Source organism: Pseudomonas sp. zfem002 (assembly GCF_032621685.1).
Classification (GTDB): domain Bacteria; phylum Pseudomonadota; class Gammaproteobacteria; order Pseudomonadales; family Pseudomonadaceae; genus Aquipseudomonas; species Aquipseudomonas japonica.
Genome location: NZ_JAVYJH010000014.1, coordinates 54,522 through 72,627, shown reverse-complemented (window position 1 = coordinate 72,627; position 18,106 = coordinate 54,522). Strand labels below are relative to the sequence as shown.

Annotated in this window: 11 protein-coding genes; 10 read left to right on the top strand and 1 reads right to left on the bottom strand. The window is 68.2% G+C overall.

Features of this window, described 5'->3' with window-relative positions:
• Nucleotides 1-78: 78 nt before the first annotated feature.
• The 7 genes from uca (at nt 79) to RTI28_RS16940 (ending at nt 12,519) form a co-directional block, all read left to right on the top strand.
• On the top strand, nt 79-3,678 hold the full coding sequence (gene uca / locus RTI28_RS16970) for an urea carboxylase (protein WP_316921533.1): 3,600 nt from the start codon (nt 79-81) through the stop codon (nt 3,676-3,678).
• Complete coding sequence (atzF, locus tag RTI28_RS16965) at nt 3,675-5,438, top strand: allophanate hydrolase (RefSeq protein ID WP_316921532.1); 1,764 nt, start codon at nt 3,675-3,677, stop codon at nt 5,436-5,438. Before uca ends, atzF begins: the two co-directional genes overlap by 4 nt.
• 740 nt (nt 5,439-6,178) lie before the next feature.
• Nucleotides 6,179-7,675 (top strand): ABC transporter substrate-binding protein, encoded by a 1,497-nt coding sequence (locus RTI28_RS16960; RefSeq protein ID WP_316921656.1) that lies wholly within the window; start codon nt 6,179-6,181, stop codon nt 7,673-7,675.
• 10 nt (nt 7,676-7,685) lie between these two features.
• Nucleotides 7,686-8,627 (top strand): ABC transporter permease, encoded by a 942-nt coding sequence (locus tag RTI28_RS16955; RefSeq protein ID WP_316921531.1) that lies wholly within the window; start codon nt 7,686-7,688, stop codon nt 8,625-8,627.
• Nucleotides 8,624-9,499, top strand: coding sequence for an ABC transporter permease (locus tag RTI28_RS16950; RefSeq protein ID WP_316921530.1), 876 nt, complete (start codon nt 8,624-8,626; stop codon nt 9,497-9,499). The genes RTI28_RS16955 and RTI28_RS16950 overlap by 4 nt, the downstream gene beginning before the upstream one ends.
• Nucleotides 9,500-9,501: 2 nt before the next feature.
• Nucleotides 9,502-11,130 carry a dipeptide ABC transporter ATP-binding protein gene (locus RTI28_RS16945; RefSeq protein WP_316921529.1) on the top strand — a complete coding sequence of 543 codons (1,629 nt, stop codon included), beginning with the start codon at nt 9,502-9,504 and terminating at the stop codon, nt 11,128-11,130.
• A 120-nt stretch (nt 11,131-11,250) separates the two neighbouring features.
• Nucleotides 11,251-12,519 carry an OprD family porin gene (locus RTI28_RS16940; RefSeq protein ID WP_316921528.1) on the top strand — a complete coding sequence of 423 codons (1,269 nt, stop codon included), beginning with the start codon at nt 11,251-11,253 and terminating at the stop codon, nt 12,517-12,519.
• Nucleotides 12,520-12,731: 212 nt separating this feature from the next.
• Here the strand turns inward: RTI28_RS16940 and RTI28_RS16935 are convergent, their stop codons facing one another.
• Nucleotides 12,732-13,607, bottom strand: a complete 876-nt coding sequence (locus tag RTI28_RS16935; protein ID WP_316921527.1) for a GntR family transcriptional regulator — start codon at nt 13,605-13,607, stop codon at nt 12,732-12,734.
• A 128-nt stretch (nt 13,608-13,735) separates the two neighbouring features.
• Between RTI28_RS16935 and RTI28_RS16930 the strand changes: the two genes are divergently transcribed.
• The 3 genes from RTI28_RS16930 to RTI28_RS16920 are packed head-to-tail and all read left to right on the top strand — an operon-like array spanning nt 13,736 to nt 17,959.
• Nucleotides 13,736-15,235 carry a serine hydrolase gene (locus RTI28_RS16930; RefSeq protein WP_316921526.1) on the top strand — a complete coding sequence of 500 codons (1,500 nt, stop codon included), beginning with the start codon at nt 13,736-13,738 and terminating at the stop codon, nt 15,233-15,235.
• Between the two features lie 16 nt (nt 15,236-15,251).
• The gene (locus RTI28_RS16925; RefSeq protein WP_316921525.1) at nt 15,252-16,538 is read left to right on the top strand and encodes an aminotransferase class III-fold pyridoxal phosphate-dependent enzyme; all 1,287 of its coding nucleotides are present in this window, start codon (nt 15,252-15,254) and stop codon (nt 16,536-16,538) included.
• Nucleotides 16,535-17,959, top strand: a complete 1,425-nt coding sequence (locus RTI28_RS16920; RefSeq protein WP_316921524.1) for an aldehyde dehydrogenase family protein — start codon at nt 16,535-16,537, stop codon at nt 17,957-17,959. Before RTI28_RS16925 ends, RTI28_RS16920 begins: the two co-directional genes overlap by 4 nt.
• The last annotated feature ends 147 nt before the right edge of the window (nt 17,960-18,106 follow it).

Below are 18,106 nucleotides of genomic sequence, written 5' to 3'. Positions count from 1 at the left end.
GACCCCGGACCGCCAAAACCATCGCGGGACGACCCGCAACCCAGTCGGGGCCTTCACCGGCCTCCGGGGGACGTTGTCATGTTCGAAAAACTGTTGATCGCCAACCGTGGCGCCATCGCCTGCCGCGTCCTGCGCACCCTGCGCGCACTCCAGGTCAAGGGCGTTGCGGTGTATGCCGAAGCCGACCTCGCCAGCCGCCATATCGTCGACGCCGACCAGGCCATCAGCCTGGGCGAGGGCGCCGCCGCCAGCACCTACCTGGCGGTGGACAAGATCCTCGCCGCCGCCCGCGACAGCGGCGCCCAGGCGATTCACCCGGGCTACGGCTTCCTTTCCGAAAACGCCGCCTTTGCCGAGGCCTGCGAAGCCGCCGGGCTGGCGTTCGTCGGGCCGACGCCGGAGCAGCTGCGCCTGTTCGGCCTCAAGCACACCGCCCGCGCCCTGGCCCGTGAGCAAGGCCTGCCGCTGCTGGAAGGCACCGACCTGCTGGACAGCCTCGACGAAGCCCTGCGCGCCGCGAGCGCGGTCGGCTATCCGGTGATGCTCAAGAGCACCGCCGGCGGTGGCGGCATCGGCATGCGCGTGTGTCGCTCGGCCGCCGAGCTGGAGGACGCCTTCGAGGCCGTGAAGCGCCTCGGGCAGAACAACTTCAGCGATGCCGGGGTGTTCATCGAGAAGTACATCGAGCGCGCGCGGCACCTGGAAGTGCAGGTGTTCGGCGATGGTGCCGGGCAGGTGCTGGCACTGGGCGTGCGCGATTGCTCGGTGCAGCGGCGCAACCAGAAAGTGCTGGAGGAAACCCCGGCGCCGAACCTGCCCGAGGGCATGGCCAAGGCGCTCTGCGAGGCGGCGATCAGGCTGACGCAGGCCGTGTGCTACCGCAGCGCCGGCACCGTCGAGTTCGTCTACGACAGCGATGCGGGGCATTTCTACTTCCTTGAAGTGAACACCCGCCTGCAGGTGGAGCACGGCGTGACCGAACAGGTCTGGGGTGTCGACCTGGTGCGCTGGATGATCGAGCTGGCGGCCGGCGAACTGGCGCCGCTGGAGCAGTTGGCCGCCGGCCTGGAACCGCGCGGCCATGCGATCCAGGCACGGCTCTACGCGGAAGATCCGGGCAAGGACTTCCAGCCCAGCCCCGGCCTGCTCACCGCGGTGCGCTTCCCCGCGGCGGACGGCCAGGCGCTGCGCATCGACACCTGGGTCAGCGCCGGCTGCGAGATCGCGCCGTACTTCGATCCGATGATCGCCAAAGTCATTGCCTGGGCCGACGACCGCGAACAGGCCCGCCAGGACCTGCACCGGGCCCTGGGCGACAGCGAAATCCATGGCGTCGAGAGCAACCGCGCCTACCTGCGGCAGATCCTCGAGGACGCCCCCTTCGTCAGTGGCAGCCCCTGGACCCGCTGCCTGGAAGGCCTGCGCTATCGCGCCGCGACCGTCGAGGTGCTCAGTGGCGGCACCCAGACCAGCGTCCAGGACTACCCCGGGCGCCTCGGCTACTGGGCCGTGGGTGTGCCGCCGTCCGGTCCGATGGACAGCCGCGCGCTGCGCCTGGGCAACCTGCTGCTGGGCAACCCGGAAGGCGCGGCGGCGCTGGAAGTGACCATGAGCGGGCCGTCCCTGCGTTTCAATTGCGATGCCGTGATCGCCGTCACCGGTGCCAGCCTGCCGCTGAGCCTGGACGGCCAGGCCATTGCCATGAACCGCAGCGTGCTGGTCCGCGCCGGTGCGACCCTGAGCCTGGGCAGCATCGGCGGCGCCGGGGCGCGTGCCTACCTGTGCGTGCGCGGCGGCCTCCAGGTGCCGGACTACCTGGGCAGCAAGAGCACCTTCATGCTCGGCCAGTTCGGCGGGCATGCCGGTCGCGCGCTGCGGGCGGGGGATGTCCTGCACCTGGCGGCGCTGGACGACACCACGGCGGGCGACGACCTGCCGCTGCAGGCGGAACTGGCTGCAGTGCGGCAGATCCGGGTCATCTACGGCCCGCATGGCGCGCCGGAGTACTTCAGCGAAGGCTACATGCGCACCTTCTTCGCCACCGACTGGGAGGTGCACTTCAACTCCAGTCGCACCGGCGTGCGCCTGATCGGGCCGAAACCCGAGTGGGTCCGCGCAGACGGCGGCGAGGCCGGCCTGCACCCCTCGAACATCCACGACAACCCCTATGCCATCGGTGCGGTGGACTTCACCGGCGACATGCCGGTGATCCTCGGCCCCGATGGCCCGAGCCTCGGTGGTTTCGTCTGCCCGGTCACGGTGATCGAGGCCGACCTCTGGCAACTGGGGCAACTCAAGGCCGGGGACAAGCTGCGCTTCCTGCCGACCTCCCTGGAAACCGCGCGGCAGCTGGCCTGTGCAGCCTTGCTGGCGGAGCCGGCGCAGGTGCAGGCGGACGTCGAACTGCGTTCGCCGATCGTGCTGGACATCGGCGAACAGGACCGCCGCCTGGTGGCGCGGGTGGCGGGGGATACCCATGTGCTGCTGGAGATCGGCGCCGCCGAGCTCGACCTGGTCCTGCGCTTTCGCGCCCATGCCCTGATGCAGGCGCTGGAAGCCCGCGCGCTGGCCGGGGTGATCGACCTGACCCCGGGCATCCGCTCGCTGCAGGTCCACTACCAGCCGGAGCGCCTGCCCCTGGGCCACCTGCTGGAGATCGTCGCCGGCGAGTGGCAGCAGGTGTGCAGCAGCGACGACCTGCAGGTGCCGTCGCGCATCGTCCACCTGCCGTTGTCCTGGGACGACCCGGCCTGCCAGCTGGCCATCGAGAAATACATGACCACCGTGCGCAAGGACGCGCCCTGGTGCCCGAGCAACCTGGAGTTCATCCGCCGCATCAACGACCTGCCCAATCTCGACGAGGTGCAGCGCACGGTGTTCGACGCCAGCTACCTGGTCATGGGCCTGGGCGACGTCTACCTCGGTGCGCCGGTGGCCACGCCGCTGGATCCGCGCCATCGCCTGGTCACCACCAAGTACAACCCGGCGCGCACCTGGACCGCGGAAAACGCCGTGGGCATCGGCGGCGCCTACCTGTGCGTGTACGGCATGGAAGGGCCGGGCGGCTACCAGTTCGTCGGGCGCACCCTGCAGATGTGGGACCGCTACCGCGAGGTCGCGGCGTTCGCCGGCAAACCGTGGCTGCTGCGCTTCTTCGACCAGATCCGTTTCTACCCGGTGACGGCCGAGGAGCTGCTGCGCATCCGCCGCGATTTTCCCCTGGGTCGTTTCGACCTGGCGATCGAGCCGAGCCAGTTGCGCCTTTCGGACTACCAGGCCTTTCTGCAACGCGAGGCCGACGGCATCCAGGCGTTTCGTGCGCAGCAGCAGGCGGCCTTCGCCGCCGAGCGACAACGCTGGATCGACAGCGGCCAGGCGCATTTCGAAAGCAGCGAAGCGCAGGTCGAGGCGGGTGACGAAGCGCCCTTGCCGGCGGGGCTGACCGGGGTCGAGAGCGGCATCGCCGGCAATCTCTGGCAGGTGCGGGTGGCGCCCGGTGAGCGGGTCGAGGCGGGGGCGGAACTGGTGGTGCTGGAGTCGATGAAGATGGAAATCCCGCTGTGCGCCCCCTGCGCGGGGATCGTGCGCGAGGTGCGGGTCGAACCGGGTTGCGCGGTGCGCGCCGGACAACGGGTGGTGGTGCTGGAACCGGTGAACGAAGAAGGAGTCGAGGCATGAAGGTCAACCTGCAACTGGACGCCCTGCGTCGCGCCTACAGCAGCGGCGAGCAGTCGCCGCGCGAACTGATCCTGGCCCTGCGCGAACGCGCGCTGGCGCTGAACGCCCGTTACAAGGCGTTCATCCACCTGCTGAGCGTGGCGGAACTGGAGCCCTACCTGGCGGCGCTGGACGGGGTCGCGCTGGACAGCCTGCCGCTGTACGGCGTGCCGTTCGCGATCAAGGACAATATCGACCTCGCCGGCATCCCGACCACGGCGGCGTGCCCGGCGTTCGCCTACACGCCGGAGCGTTCGGCGACGGTGGTGGAGCAGTTGATCCGCCTTGGCGCGGTACCGCTGGGCAAGACCAACCTCGACCAGTTCGCCACCGGCCTCAATGGCACCCGCTCGCCCTATGGCGCCTGCATCAACAGCGTGCTCGACGACTACCCGTCGGGCGGATCGAGCGCCGGCTCGCCGCTGGCGGTGGCCCTGGGCCTGGCCAGTTTCGCCCTGGGTACCGACACGGCGGGCTCCGGGCGGGTGCCGGCGGCGCTCAATGGCCTGGTCGGGCTCAAGGCCAGCAAGGGGCTGATCTCCACCGCTGGCGTGGTGCCGGCGTGTCGCACCCTGGACTGCGTCACCACCTTCACCGCCACCGCGGGCGAGGCCAGCCAGTTGCTGCAACTGCTGGCGCTGCAGGACCCGCGGGACGAGTACAGCCGGGCCAATCCGGGCTGGAACCTGGGCAGCGCCTTCGGCCGGATCGACCGCTTGCGCTTCGGCGTGCCACGGCAGCAGGACCTGGAATTCTTCGGCTGCGCAGAAGGCCCGGGCCTGTTCGCCGCGGCGGTCGAGCGCCTGCGGGCGCTGGGGGGCGAGGCGGTGAGCATCGACCTGGCGCCGTTCCTCGAAGCTGCGCGGCTGCTGTACGAAGGCCCCTGGGTCGCGGAACGCTACAGCGTGGTGGGCGAGCTGGCCCGTACGCAACCGGCGGCGCTGCTGCCGGTGATCCATGCGGTACTGGCCAAGGCCCCGCAGGTCAGCGGTGTGGACACCTTCCGCGCGCAGTACCGCCTGCAACAGCTGAAGGCCGAGTGCGACCGGCAACTGGCCGGCCTGGACTGTGTGCTGACACCGACCATCGGGCGCCCGGTGACCCTCGCCGAACTGGCCGAAGAGCCGCTGCTGCGCAATGCCGAACTGGGCTACTACACCAACTTCATGAACCTGCTCGACTATGCGGCGGTCGCCGTGCCCAGCGGGCGCATGGACAATGGCCTGCCGTGGGGCGTCACCCTGTTCGGCCGGGCGTTCACCGACCAGTACCTGCTCAGCCTCGCCGCGGCGTTCCAGGGCGACGAGCTTCCTGCTCGCCCGGCACGCAACGACCAGGCGCGGGTGGTGGTGTGTGGTGCCCACCTGGATGGCCTGGCGCTCAACTGGCAGCTGAAACAGCGGGGCGCGACGCTGCTGGAAGCGACCTGCAGTGCGCCGAACTATCGCCTGTATGCCCTGGCCGGCGGGCCGGTGCAGCGGCCGGGGATGGTCCGGGTCGACACGGGGGGCGTGGCCATCGCGGTGGAGGTCTGGCAACTGCCCAGCGCTGCCCTTGGCGCCTTCCTCAGCGAGATCCCGGCGCCGCTTGGGCTGGGCAAGGTCGAGCTGGGCGATGGACGCTGGGAGACCGGCTTCATCTGCGAGGGGTATGGGCTGGAAGGGGCGCGGGATATCAGCGAGTGGGGCGGGTGGAGGGCGTGGTTGAACGGGCAGGGGTGATCGTTGGCGCTTCTGGAGGGGCAGGGGTATCTGGCGGGAAACCGCATCAAGGCTTCAAGGCGCCTGTCTTGAGCCTTGTAGCGCCATCACGATCGAGCGCCGCCCGCGCGGCGCATCGCGGATGAATCCGCTCCCACATTTGTTGCAACGTACCATGGCCTGTGGGATTTGAGTTGCCAGCCTTTGTCTTGCGGCGATCTATCGCGGGGAGGCTGTCGGGTTCGGCTCGATATCGCGTCGTGTCGACAAGGCGAACAACCATGGCCTGTCAGGCATAGGCACGTTGCAACCAATGTGGGAGCGGATTCATCCGCGATGCGCCGTGCGGACGGCGCTCGATCTCGAGGGCGCTGCATCTATCAAGGCGAGCCCCTGGCAGCCCCGACACGCTTGTCCAAATAGTCCTCCTCAAAGCCCGGCCCCATGCCGGGCTTTTCATTTTCAGCCCAGTGCAGACGCCTTTGTATTCTTCAGTGTTTTTTTATCGATAAAAAAACATTTACAAAGTATCTTCACGCTGTGAATATGTCCCGGCGAATTGAAAAAAACAAAATCGCCGCGGCGCTGATCGAGGTCAGGCCACAACAACAATATGAACAGAACCTTGAGGCCGGGCCTGCCAATGACCGGTCCTTCAGCGAAGGAGAACCTCTCCCGTGCATCCCTTCCGCAGTCCTTCCCTTGCTCGCACCCTGCAGGTCCTGGGCCTGGCGACCCTGAGCACCCTGGCTCAGCAGGCCATGGCCGACACCACCCTGCGCGTGGGCCTCGGCGCCGATATCCGCAGCACCGAGCCCGGCGTCAACCGTGACGAAAACACCGATACCGTGATCCTCCACGTGGTCGAGGGCCTGGTGGCCCACCGCGAGGATGCCTCCGTCGGCCCGCTGCTGGCCCGTGAGGTCAAGGTCTCCGACGATGGCCTGACCTACACCTTCACCCTGCGCGACGACGTGCATTTCCATAACGGCGCGATCTTGAGTTCGGCCGAGGTCAAGTGGACCTGGGAGCGCTACCTCGATCCGCAGACCCAATGGCGCTGCCTGCCCGAGTTCGATGGCCGCGGCGGGGCGAAGATCACCGCCATCGCCACCCCGGACCCGCGCACCGTGGTCTTCACCCTCGACCAGCCCAACGCGCTGTTCCTCGCCTCGATGTCGCGCCCCGACTGCGGCGGCGCCGGCATCCTCCACCCCGACTCGCTGGCCGCCGACGGCAGCTGGAAGGCCCCGGTGGGCACCGGGCCGTTCACCTTCGCCGAATGGAAACCGGGGCAGTACGTGCGCCTGGCGCGCTTCAAGGACTACAGCGCCCGCGCCGAAGCCGGCCCGGACGGCTTCACCGGCAACAAGCAGGCGCTGGTGGACAACCTGCGCTTCATGATCATCCCCGACCCGTCCTCGGCCAAGGCCGCGCTGCTGTCGAACAACGTCGACCTGCTGCCGGACGTCACCGCCAGCGACGCCCAGGAGCTCAAGGCGCTGCCGGGCATCCAGGTCTCGGTGAGCCCGATCATGGCCATCTGCGGCCTGCTGTTCCAGACCAACGACCCGCTGCTCAAGGACGTGCGCATCCGCCAGGCCATCGCCCATTCCCTGGACTACGGGCAGATGGTCACCGCGCTGTCCAACGGCTTGTCGCAGCCGAACAACTCGGCGATCCCGCAGACCAGCGCCTTCTACGACGATGCCGCCAGGCAGGGTTACCGCTACGACCCGGACGAGGCCCGGCGCCTGCTCAAGGAGGCCGGCTACAAGGGCCAGCCGATCAGGATGATCGTCAACAAGCGCTACCAGCAGATGTTCGACATGGGCGTGCTCAGCCAGGCCATGGCCCAGGCCAGCGGCCTGAACATCCAGATGGAGACCCTGGAGTGGGGTACCCAGCTGGAGCGCTACCAGAGCGGCAACTACCAGATGATGTCGTTCTCCTACTCGTCGCGCCTCGACCCGGCGCTGGGCTTCGACTCGCTGATGGGCGACAAGGCCAGGGAGCCGCGCAAGGTCTGGGACAACCCGCAGGCCCAGACGCTGCTGCGCGAGGCGGTGCGCGAGCGCGACAACGGCAAGCGCCAGGCGCTGTTCGGCCAGTTGCACCGGATGATGATCGAGGACACGCCGATGGTGATCATCTACAACGGCACGGTGATCGGCGCCCTGCGCGACAGTACCCGCGGCTACCATTCCTGGCCGGTGGCCAAACCACGGCTGTGGGGCGTCAGCCTCGCGGCGAAGTAGGGCGACGACGATGCTGCGCTTCATACTGCAAAAACTCGCCATGGCCGTGCCGACCCTGCTGCTGATCTCGCTGATGGTCTTCGCCCTGATCCGCCTGGTGCCGGGCGACCCGGCGCTGCTCATGCTCGGCGACATGGCCGACCCGCAGAGCCTGGCCGACATGCGCGCCACCCTGGGCCTGGATCACTCGCTGGCGACCCAGTTCCTGATCTGGTTCAAGGCCGTGCTCAGCGGTGACCTGGGTGTCTCCATCAGCACCCGCGAAGCGGTGCTGCCGCTGATCCTCGAGCGCTTCACGGTGAGCGCCGGGATCGTCCTGGTGGCGGTCCTGCTGGCGACCCTGATCGCCGTGCCGGTGGGCCTGCTGGCCGCCTGGAAGCAGAACAGCGCCCTCGACCTCGGTCTGGTCACCGGCGCCACGCTGCTGCTGTCGATCCCCAGCTTCTGGCTCGGCCTGCTGCTGCTCTATGCCTTCGGCATCAAGCTCGGCTGGCTGCCGGTGGTGGGCTACGTCAGCTTCGGCCAGGACCCGTGGCAGGCGCTGAGCTACCTGATCCTGCCGATCGTCACCCTGACCCTGGTCGAGCTCGGCGCCATCACCCGCATGGCCCGCGCCAGCACCATCGAGGTGCTGCGCCTGGAGTACATCGCCCATGCCCGGGCCAAAGGCCTCTCGGAGTGCGCCGTGCTGTGGCGGCATGCCCTGCGCAACGCCTTCGCGCCGACCTGGACCCTGGTCGGGCTGATCCTCGGCAACCTGCTCGGCGGCATCGCCGTGCTGGAAACCGTGTTCACCCTGCCGGGCATCGGCCGGCTGATGGTCGATGCGATCTTCGCCCGCGACTACCCGGTGCTGCAGGGCTGCCTGCTGCTGATCACCTTCGTCTACGTGCTGGTCAACCTGTTCGTCGATCTGCTCTACCCACTGTTCGATCCAAGGGTGAAGTTATGAGTTCGAAACCCTCCTGCGCGCCGCTGCCAACGCCGGCCGAGGTGCGCAAGAAAGCACCGCGGGCCTGGCCGCCGGCCAATGCGCTGATCGGTGCGACGCTGCTCGCGCTGCTGGTCCTGCTGGCCCTGCTCGGGCTGGTCTGGACGCCGTTCGACCCGCTGCGCATCGACCTGCTGTCGCGCCTTCAGGCACCGTCCGCGGCGCACTGGCTGGGCACCGACGAGTTCGGTCGCGACGTGTTCAGCCGCCTGCTGGTGGGTGCCCGCACCAGCCTGTGGATCAGCCTGCTGGCGGTCAGCGTCGCGGTCATCGGCGGGACCTTCATCGGCATGCTCGCCGGCTACCTGCGCGGCTGGACCGACCGCCTGCTGATGATGTGCAACGACGCCCTGCTGGCGTTTCCCGGGATCCTCATGGCCCTCGGCATCATGGCGATCATCGGTGCCAGCCAGTACGGCATCGTCCTCGCCCTCGGCATCGCCTACACCCCGTCGGTGGTGCGGGTGGTGCGCGGCAGCGTGCTGTCGCTGCGCGAGCGCGAGTTCATCGAAGCCTCGCGGGTGATCGGCAACTCCGAGCTGTACACCATGCTGCGGCATGTCGCACCCAACTGCCTGGCCCCGCTGTGCGTGCTGGCCACCAGCATGTTCGGCTGGGCGCTGCTCTCGGAAAGCGCCCTGAGCTTCCTCGGCCTCGGCGTGCCGCCACCGGCGGCGACCTGGGGCAACATGCTCGCCAGCAGCCGGCCGTACATCGCGTCGGCCAGCTGGCTGGGGATCTTCCCCGGGCTGTTCATCTGTCTGGCGCTGCTGGCCATCAACCTGTTCGGCGATGCCCTGCGCGATCGTCTCGACCCGCGCATGAGGAAATGATCATGTCCCAGTCCAATTCCCTGTTGCGGGTGCGCGACCTGCAGATCCGCGTCGGCGAGCACGGTCCGCTGGCGGTCGATGGCCTGAGCTTCGATATCGCTCCCGGCGAGATCGTCGCCCTGGTCGGCGAGTCCGGCAGCGGCAAGACCATGGCCGCTCGCGCCGCCATCGGCCTGCTGCCGGTGCCGATGCAGGTCTGCGGCGGTCGCCTGGAGTTCCAGGGCCGCGACCTCAACGGTCTCGACGGCCAGACCCTGCGGGCCATTCGTGGTGCGCAGATCGGCATGGTGTTCCAGGAACCGATGGTCTCGCTCAACCCGGCGCTGACCATCGGCCGGCAGATGGCCGAGGCGCTGCGCCTGCATACCGACCTGGACGATGCGCGGATCCACGAACGCTGCGTGGTGATGCTCGAACGCATCGGTATCCGCGACGCCGAGCGTTGCCTCAAGGCCTACCCGCACGAATTCTCCGGCGGCATGCGCCAGCGCATCATGCTCGCCTCGGTGATGCTGCTGCGGCCGAAACTGTTGATCGCCGACGAGCCGACCACTGCCCTCGACTGCCTGGCGCAACTGGACGTGATCGAGCTGATGCTGGAGCTGACCCGCGAGCAGGGCACGGCGATCCTGTTCATCAGCCACGACCTGTCGCTGGTGGCGCGCTATGCCCACAAGGTGGTGGTGATGCGCCATGGCCAGGCGGTGGAGCAGGGCGCCATCGGCGATATCCTCCTCGCGCCGAAGGCCGAGTACACCCGCCAGTTGCTCGAAGCGCTGCCGCGCCGTGGCGAGCTGCCGGCACTGCCGGCGAGCAGTGCACCGCTGGTGGAAGTCGACCAGGTGTGCATCGAGCACCCGGGGCCGGCGAACTTCTGGGGCAAACGCCAGTTCAAGCGCGTGGTGCATTCCGCCAGCCTGGCCATCGCCCCGGGAGAAACCCTGGCCCTGGTTGGCGGCAGCGGCTCGGGCAAGACCACCCTCGGCCGTTCGCTGGTGGGCCTGGTCAAGCCGTGCGCCGGGGCGATCCGCTTCAAGGGCGTGGACATCCTCAAGGCCGCCAACCGCACCCATCGCCTGCAATGCCAGATGATCTTCCAGGACCCGTTCTCCTCGCTGAACCCGCGGATGAAGATCGGCGAGATCCTCATCGAGCCGCTGCGTCACGAGCCGGGCCTGAGTGCCACCGGTCGTCGTGAGCGGGTGGCGCAGACCATGCGCGACATCGGCCTGCCGGAAGCCTTCGCCGAGCGCTTCCCGCACCAGTTGTCCGGTGGCCAGCGCCAGCGCGTGGCGATCGGCCGGGCGCTGGTGCGCCACCCGCAACTGGTGATCGCCGACGAGCCGATCTCGGCCCTGGACATGACCATCCAGAAGCAGATCCTCGAACTGTTCGAACGCCTCCAGGCGCAGTACGGCTTCGCCTGCCTGTTCATCTCCCACGACCTTGCGGCGGTGGAGCGCATTGCCCACCGGGTGGCGGTGATGCACCAGGGCCAGGTGGTCGAGGTGGGCAGTCGCGAGCAGGTCTTCGACGACCCGCGCCACCCCTACACGCGGCAACTGCTGGCGGCGGCCAGCCCGCTGGAGAAGCTCGACGACGGCAGTTACCGAATACGTCGCGCCAGCTGACCTGAACCCCTGATCCACCCCCAGCGCGCCTGTCTGCGAACCGGCGCGGCGGGGCAAGTCATGTCCGAAAAAACAACAACAACAGCTTTCCCACAACGACTGCCAGGAGCCAGAACCACCATGAAACACCCGAACCTGAACCTGTTGCTGACTGGCGTCGGCCTGCTTTCCGCGCAGGCCCACGCCGACTTCATCAAGGACAGCAAGGCCTCGCTGGAACTGAAGAACTACTACTTCAACCGCGACTACCGCGAAGACGCCGGCCAGTCCAAGCGCGAGGAGTGGGCCCAGGGCTTCACCCTCAACCTGCAATCGGGCTTTACCGAGGGCAGCGTCGGCTTCGGCGTGGACGCGGTGGGCATGCTCGGCCTCAAGCTCGACTCCAGCCCCGACCGCTCAGGCTCCGGCCTGCTGTCGCGGGACAACGAGGCCGAGCCGGGCAAGCCGAGCTATGCCAAGCGCGCCCAGGACGAGTATTCCAAACTGGGTGTCACCGGCAAGGTGCGCTTTGCCCAGAGCGAGCTGCGCAGCGGCCACCTGCTGCCCGACCTGCCGACCCTGCAGCCGAACACCAGCCGTATCTTCCCGCAGACCTTCCGCGGCACCCAGGTCAAGTCCGGCGACATTCCGGGCCTCGCCCTGATCGGCGGGCAGATCGACCGGGTACGCCAGCGCGAGTCCACCGACTACGAGGAAATGGGCCTGACCAGCCAGAGCGGCGCCTACCGCAGCAGTGCGAAGAGCGACCGCTTCCGCTTCATCGGTGGCGACTACAAGCTGACCCCGGCGCTGCAACTGACCTATCACTACGCCGAGCTGGAAGACATCTACCAGCAGCACTACGTCGGCCTCAAACATGGTTTCGCCCTTGGCGGCGGCACGCTGAAGAGTGATATCCGCTACTTCGACGCGGGCAAGGCCGGTGCCGGGCTGGCCGGCAAGGTCGACAACCGCGCCCTGAGCACGCGCCTGGCGTACAGCTACAACGGCCACACCCTCGGCGGCGGTTACCAGGAGCAGTTCGGCGACACGCCGTTCACCTACGTGGATGGAACCAACACCTTCCTCTTCTCCGAATACCAACTGAGCAACTTCTCGCAGACCAAGGAGCGCACCTGGCATGCGCGCTACGACTACGACTTCGCTGCGCTGGGCATTCCCGGGCTGAGTTTCTCGACCCGCTGGGCCAAGGGCGACCAGGCGCTGGTGAAGGGCTTCGATGGCGAGGCGCGGGAGTGGGAGCGGGATATCGACCTGGGCTACGTGTTCCAGTCGGGGCCGCTGAAGGGGCTGTCGCTGCGCTGGCGCAATGCGCTGACCAAGGCCAACTACCTGCGCGACATGAACGAAAACCGGGTGATCCTCGGTTACACCGTGGCGATCTGGTGATGAAAAGACCCCGTAGGAGCTGGCTTGCCGGCGAAGGACCGCGCAGCGGTCCCGGAACCTGCGACTCCGCGAGCCTGGATGAACCGGATCGCTCAGGCGCTGTGAGTCCGAAACGTCGCTCGACCGGTGCTCGTGCGGGATGGTGTTGGGACCGCGGTGCGGTCCTTCGCAGGCAAGCCAGCTCCTACCAGGACCGCGCAGTTTCTGAAGGGTCAAGCCTTGCTCCGCGCCACCCCCATCTTGCTCGCCACCTCCAGGTGGCGGTGCAGCAGGGTCGAGGCCCATTCGTTGTCGCCTTGCTCCAGCGCATCGAGGATCGCCAGGTGCTCGCGGCACGAGACCTTGACCCGCTCGACATTGTTCACCGAGTGGAACTCGCTGAGCCGGCGCAGGCGGTTCTGCTGCTGCACCGCCTGGAGGATGTAGGCGTTGCCGGAGGCCGCCGCCAGCAGTTCGTGGAACTGCGCGTTGCTCTCGAAGAAGCGCTTGCTGTCGGCCACCCCTTCGAGCAGGTCCAGTTGCTGCCGACGGCAGCGCTGCACCTGCTCGGGGTTGAGACGGAAGGTCGGCTCCAGCAGCCCGGCCGGCTCCAGGAGCATGCGGAAGCGGTAGCTCTCGAAGCGCGTCTGGCGGTCGCTCAGGGTCGGCGCGAACTGCCAGCCATGGCCGTGCTTGCGCTGCATCACGCCTTCGTCGGACAGGCGCAGCAGGCAGCGGCGCAACACGCTCTTGCCGACGCCGTAACGGCGCAGCAGGTCGCTTTCGGAGATCTGGTCGGGCAGGGCCTGGTTCAGGCGGTCGTCGATCAGCCGGGCGTACAGCGCGTCCTCCTCGCTGTGCAGCTCGCTGACCTGGGCCTCCACCGCCCGCGGCTGCAGCGGCACGCGAAAGCCCTGCTGCGGCAGCGGTTCGATCAGGCCTTCGCCGGCCAGGTAGGCCAGCGCGCCACGCACCGGCGAGCGCGAAACGCCGAAGCGCTCCGCCAGCTCGACTTCCTTCAGGTGACTGCCGGAGGGCAGGTCGCCGTTGTGGATGGAAGTGAGGATCTGGCCGGCGACCTTGGTCTGCAGCGAAGTGAGTTGAGCCATGGGGCGATGTCGTTCCTGTGACGGGTGGAGAGGGCGGGGAGACAGCCCGGTCAATGTACCCATTGTTGTTTTATTTTGCATTTAAAAACATTGGCGGCACACCGCCGATCTTTCGAGGAATCGCGTTGATGAGCTACATCCCACTGCCACGAGCCTTGCCCAGGGACAAGGGCGTCGATCCCCAGGCCATCGTCGATTTTCTCGACGCGGTCCAGGCCGCCGGGCTGGAACTGCACAGCTTCATGCTCTACCGCGACGGCGCGGTGGTCAGCGAGGCGTTCTGGCGGCCCTATTCGGCGCGGCGCGCGCATGTGCAGCACTCGGCGACCAAGAGCTGGACCGCCACGGCGGTGGGCCTGCTGATCGACGACGGGCGCCTGGCGCTGCACGACAAGGTGGTGGATTTCTTCCCCGAGCACTGCCCGGCGCGGATCAGCGAACACCTGGCGGCGATGACCGTGGAAGACCTGCTGACCATGCGCACCGGCCATCGTCGCGGCATCTCCGGCGGTGACTGGCGCAACCTCTCCAGCAGTTGGGTCGAGGCCTTCCTCGCCGAGCCGGTGGAGGAAGCCCCGGGACAGGCATTCATCTACAGCAGCGCCTCCAGCTTCATGCTCTCGGCGATCGTCAGCAAGGTCAGCGGGCAGACCCTGCACCAGTTGCTGGAGCAGCGCGTGCTGCGCCACATGGGCCTGGACCCGCTGCACTGGGACCTGGCCCCGGGCGGTTTCAACAGCGGCGGCAACGGCCTGAGCTGCACCACCGAGGACTCGCTGAAGTTCGGCGTGCTGCACCTGCAGCGCGGGCAGTGGAACGGCCAGCAGCTGCTGTCGCCGCAGTGGGTCGAGGCGGCCACGCGCAACCAGGTCGAGGACGTGTGGATGGGCGAGTTCGACGGCAAGCAGTACCTGCCGCGGGACACCGCCAACAGCGCCGGCAGCCGTCGCGAGGGCTATGGCTATCAGTGGTGGATGATGCGCAACGGCGGTTACTACGCCTCCGGCGTGTTCGGCCAGCAGTGCATCGTGCTGCCGGCGCAGAACACCGTGATCGCCTTCACCTGCGGCCTGCGCCTGGGCGAGAAGCGCCTGCACGCGGCGCTCTGGGAGCATCTGTTCCCCGGCCTCGGCCGCAGTGGCGAGCATCCCGACAAAGCCCAGGCGCAGCTCGACGGCATGATCGACCGCCTGCGCCTGGCCGAACTGGCCGGTGCCAGTGATTCCCTGGCGCGCATCGAGCTGGCCGGGCGCTACCGCATCGAGCCGAACGAGGACCAGGTCAGCGAGATCGCCCTGGCCTTCGATGACGAAGGCTGCGACTTCAGCCTCAGCGATCATCGCGGCACCCACCACGTGCGCGTCGGCCTGCATCAGCCGCTGGAGTCGAGCACCAGCCTCACCGGCAACTACCTGCATCACCAGTACCAGCCCGACTGGACCCCAGTGGTGGCCCATGGGCGCTGGGACGAGACGGGCGACCTGCACATGCTCTGGCGTTTCGTCGAGACCGCCTTCAGCGACCGCGTCACCTGCCGCCTGGACAACGGCGTGCTGCTGTTCGACCGCGGCGTCAACACCAATGCCGGCGCGCTGCAGCGTCCGACCCTGCGCGGCCAGCGCATCTGAACCAAGGAACCGAGCCATGACCCAGACTCTGCACACCGGCCTGTGGGCCCCGTTCACCGCGATGCGCGACTTCGCCCGCGAGCCGCTGCTGTTCGAGCGCGCCGAAGGCATGCACTACTTCACCCCCGAGGGCCGTCCGGTGCTCGATGCCATGGCCGGCCTCTGGTGCGTCAATGCCGGCCACGGGCAGCCGCGTATCGTCGAGGCGATCCGCGAGGCGGCGGGGCGCCTGGACTTCGTTTCCTCGTTCAAAATGAGCCATCCGGACGCCCTGCGCATGGCCGACACCCTGGTCGGCATCGCGCCCGTGGGGCTGGACAAGGTGTTCTTCACCAACTCCGGTTCGGAGGCGGTGGACACCGCGCTGAAGATCGCCCGGGCCTATCACCAGGCCCGTGGCGACTGCCGCCGGAGCAAGCTGATCGGCCGCGCCAAGGGCTACCACGGCATGGGCTTCGGTGGCCTGTCGGTATCCGGCATCGGCCGGCAGAAGCGCGATTTCGGCCCGTTGCTGGGCGATGTCGCGCACCTGCCGCTGCCCTACGACGCCAGCCTGCGCTTCAGCCCCGGCCAGCCGCAGCAGGGCGCGCACTATGCCGAGGCGCTGCTGCAACTGCTGGAGGTTCATGATCCGGCAACGGTGGCGGCAGTGATCGTCGAGCCGGTGACCGGTTCGGGCGGGGTCTACGCGCCGCCGCTCGGCTATCTGCAGCGCCTGCGGGAGATCTGCGACCAACACGGCATCCTGCTGATCTTCGACGAGGTGATCAGCGGCTTCGGTCGCCTCGGCCAGCCGTTCGCCGCCCAGGCGCTGGGCGTCACCCCGGACCTGATGACCACGGCCAAGGGCCTGACCAACGGCGCCGTGCCCATGGGCGGGGTGCTGGTCAGCGGCGCGGTGTACGAGGCGTTCATGCAGGGTCCGGAATCGGCCATCGAGCTGATGCACGGCTACACCTATTCGGCGCACCCGCTGGCCTGCGCGGCGGGGCTGGCGACCCTGGCGGTGCATGAGGAACTGGGCATCAATGCCCATGTGCGGGCGGTGGCGCCGGCCTGGCAGGCGGCGGCCCTGGCCCTGGGCGAACACCCGCTGGTCCGCGACGTGCGCGCCATCGGCCTGCTCTGCGCGGTGGAACTGCACGGCAGCGCGGCGCTGCTGGCCCGGCACTGCCTGGAGGCCGGGGTGCTGGTGCGCGCGTCCGGGGACAATATCGTCCTGTCACCGCCGCTGGTGGTGAGCGTGGAGCAGATCGGGCTGATCTTCGACACCCTGCGCCAGGCCCTGGAGCGGGCGGCATGAACGCCCTCGACTTCTATATCGACGGGCGCTGGGAGACGCCGCGGGATCGCGCGACGCTGGAGGTCATCGATCCCCATGACGAGCAGCCCTTCAGCCGCATCAGCCTGGGCAATCAGGACGATCTGGATCGCGCCGTGGCCGCCGCGCAGTGCGCGTTCAGCGACTTTTCCCGGTGGTCGCGCGAGCAGCGCCTGGACCTGCTGGCGGCGATCATCGAAGGCTATCGCCGGCGCAGCGACGAACTGGCCGGGCTGGTCCACCGGGAAATGGGCGCGCCGCTGTCGCTGGCGCGCAGCGCCCATGTGCCGGCCGGGCTCGGCCACCTGCAGCGGGCCCACGAGGTGCTGCGCGACTATGCCTTCGACCGCGTCCACGGCAGCAGCCTGATCAGCCGCGAGCCCATTGGCGTGTGCGGCCTGATCACACCGTGGAACTGGCCGCTCAACCAGCTCACCTGCAAGGTCGCCCCGGCCCTGGCCGCGGGCTGCACGGTGGTGCTCAAGCCCAGCGAGCGGGCACCGCTGTCGGCCATGCTGCTGGCCGATATCCTCCACGAGGCCGGGGTGCCGGCGGGGGTGTTCAACCTGGTCAATGGCGATGGCGCCTGCATTGGCGACGGCATCGCCCGGCATGCGCAGATCGACATGGTTTCCTTCACCGGTTCCACCGGCGCCGGTATCGCCGTGGCCAAGGCCGCGGCGGACACGGTCAAGCGGGTGTCCCAGGAGCTGGGCGGCAAGTCGGCCAACCTGATCCTCGCCGATGCCGATTTCGACGCGGCGGTGCGCCATGGCGTGGCGGGCTGTTTGCGTAACGCCGGGCAATCGTGCAACGCGCCGACCCGGCTGCTGGTGCCGCGAGCCATGCAGGAGCGGGCTATGGCTATTGCCCGGGAGGTGGCGGCGCGGGTGTGCTTCGACGACAGCGACCCGGCCACGGCCATGGGCCCGCTGGCCAATGCCGCGCAGTTCTCCCGGGTACAGCGGATGATCGGCGCGGTGCTGGAGCAGGGTGGGCGCCTGGTGTGTGGTGGCGTGGGGCGACCGGCGGGGATCGTGCGCGGGTATTTCGTGCAGCCCACGGTGTTTGCCGAGGTGACGCCGGACATGGCGGTGGCACGGGAGGAAATCTTCGGCCCGGTGCTGGCGATCATGCCCTACGACAGCGAGGACGAAGCGCTGGCGATGGCCAACGACAGTCCCTACGGTCTGTCCGGCTACGTCAGTGCCGGCAGCCTGGAGCGCGCCCGTGCGGTGGCCCGGCGGCTGCGCACGGGGATGGTCCATCTCAATGGCAGCAAGGCCGACAATGGCGCGCCGTTCGGGGGCTACAAGCAGTCGGGCAATGGCCGCGAGTGGGGGGTGTTCGGGCTGGAGGAGTATCTGGAGGTGAAGTCGGTGTTTGGGTACCAGCCTGGATGAGAGGTTGTTTCTGATGGCCTCATCGCGGGCAACGCCCGCTCCCACAAGGTCCGCGTACGCCGCAGAACCTTGTGGGAGCGGGCGTTGCCCGCGATGAAGCGCGAATGGTTTAGAAAATCCTGAACTGATTATTTGCCCGCAGCGATT

Excerpts from the sequence above, each read along its gene's own strand:
- uca (WP_316921533.1), top strand. The coding sequence starts at position 79 with ATGTTCGAAAAACTGTTGATCGCCAACCGTGGCGCCATCGCCTGCCGC.
- atzF (WP_316921532.1), top strand. The coding sequence starts at position 3,675 with ATGAAGGTCAACCTGCAACTGGACGCCCTGCGTCGCGCCTACAGCAGC.
- RTI28_RS16960 (WP_316921656.1), top strand. The coding sequence starts at position 6,179 with ATGGCCGACACCACCCTGCGCGTGGGCCTCGGCGCCGATATCCGCAGC.
- RTI28_RS16955 (WP_316921531.1), top strand. The coding sequence starts at position 7,686 with ATGCTGCGCTTCATACTGCAAAAACTCGCCATGGCCGTGCCGACCCTG.
- RTI28_RS16950 (WP_316921530.1), top strand. The coding sequence starts at position 8,624 with ATGAGTTCGAAACCCTCCTGCGCGCCGCTGCCAACGCCGGCCGAGGTG.
- RTI28_RS16945 (WP_316921529.1), top strand. The coding sequence starts at position 9,502 with ATGTCCCAGTCCAATTCCCTGTTGCGGGTGCGCGACCTGCAGATCCGC.
- RTI28_RS16940 (WP_316921528.1), top strand. The coding sequence starts at position 11,251 with ATGAAACACCCGAACCTGAACCTGTTGCTGACTGGCGTCGGCCTGCTT.
- RTI28_RS16935 (WP_316921527.1), bottom strand. The coding sequence starts at position 13,607 with ATGGCTCAACTCACTTCGCTGCAGACCAAGGTCGCCGGCCAGATCCTC.
- RTI28_RS16930 (WP_316921526.1), top strand. The coding sequence starts at position 13,736 with ATGAGCTACATCCCACTGCCACGAGCCTTGCCCAGGGACAAGGGCGTC.
- RTI28_RS16925 (WP_316921525.1), top strand. The coding sequence starts at position 15,252 with ATGACCCAGACTCTGCACACCGGCCTGTGGGCCCCGTTCACCGCGATG.
- RTI28_RS16920 (WP_316921524.1), top strand. The coding sequence starts at position 16,535 with ATGAACGCCCTCGACTTCTATATCGACGGGCGCTGGGAGACGCCGCGG.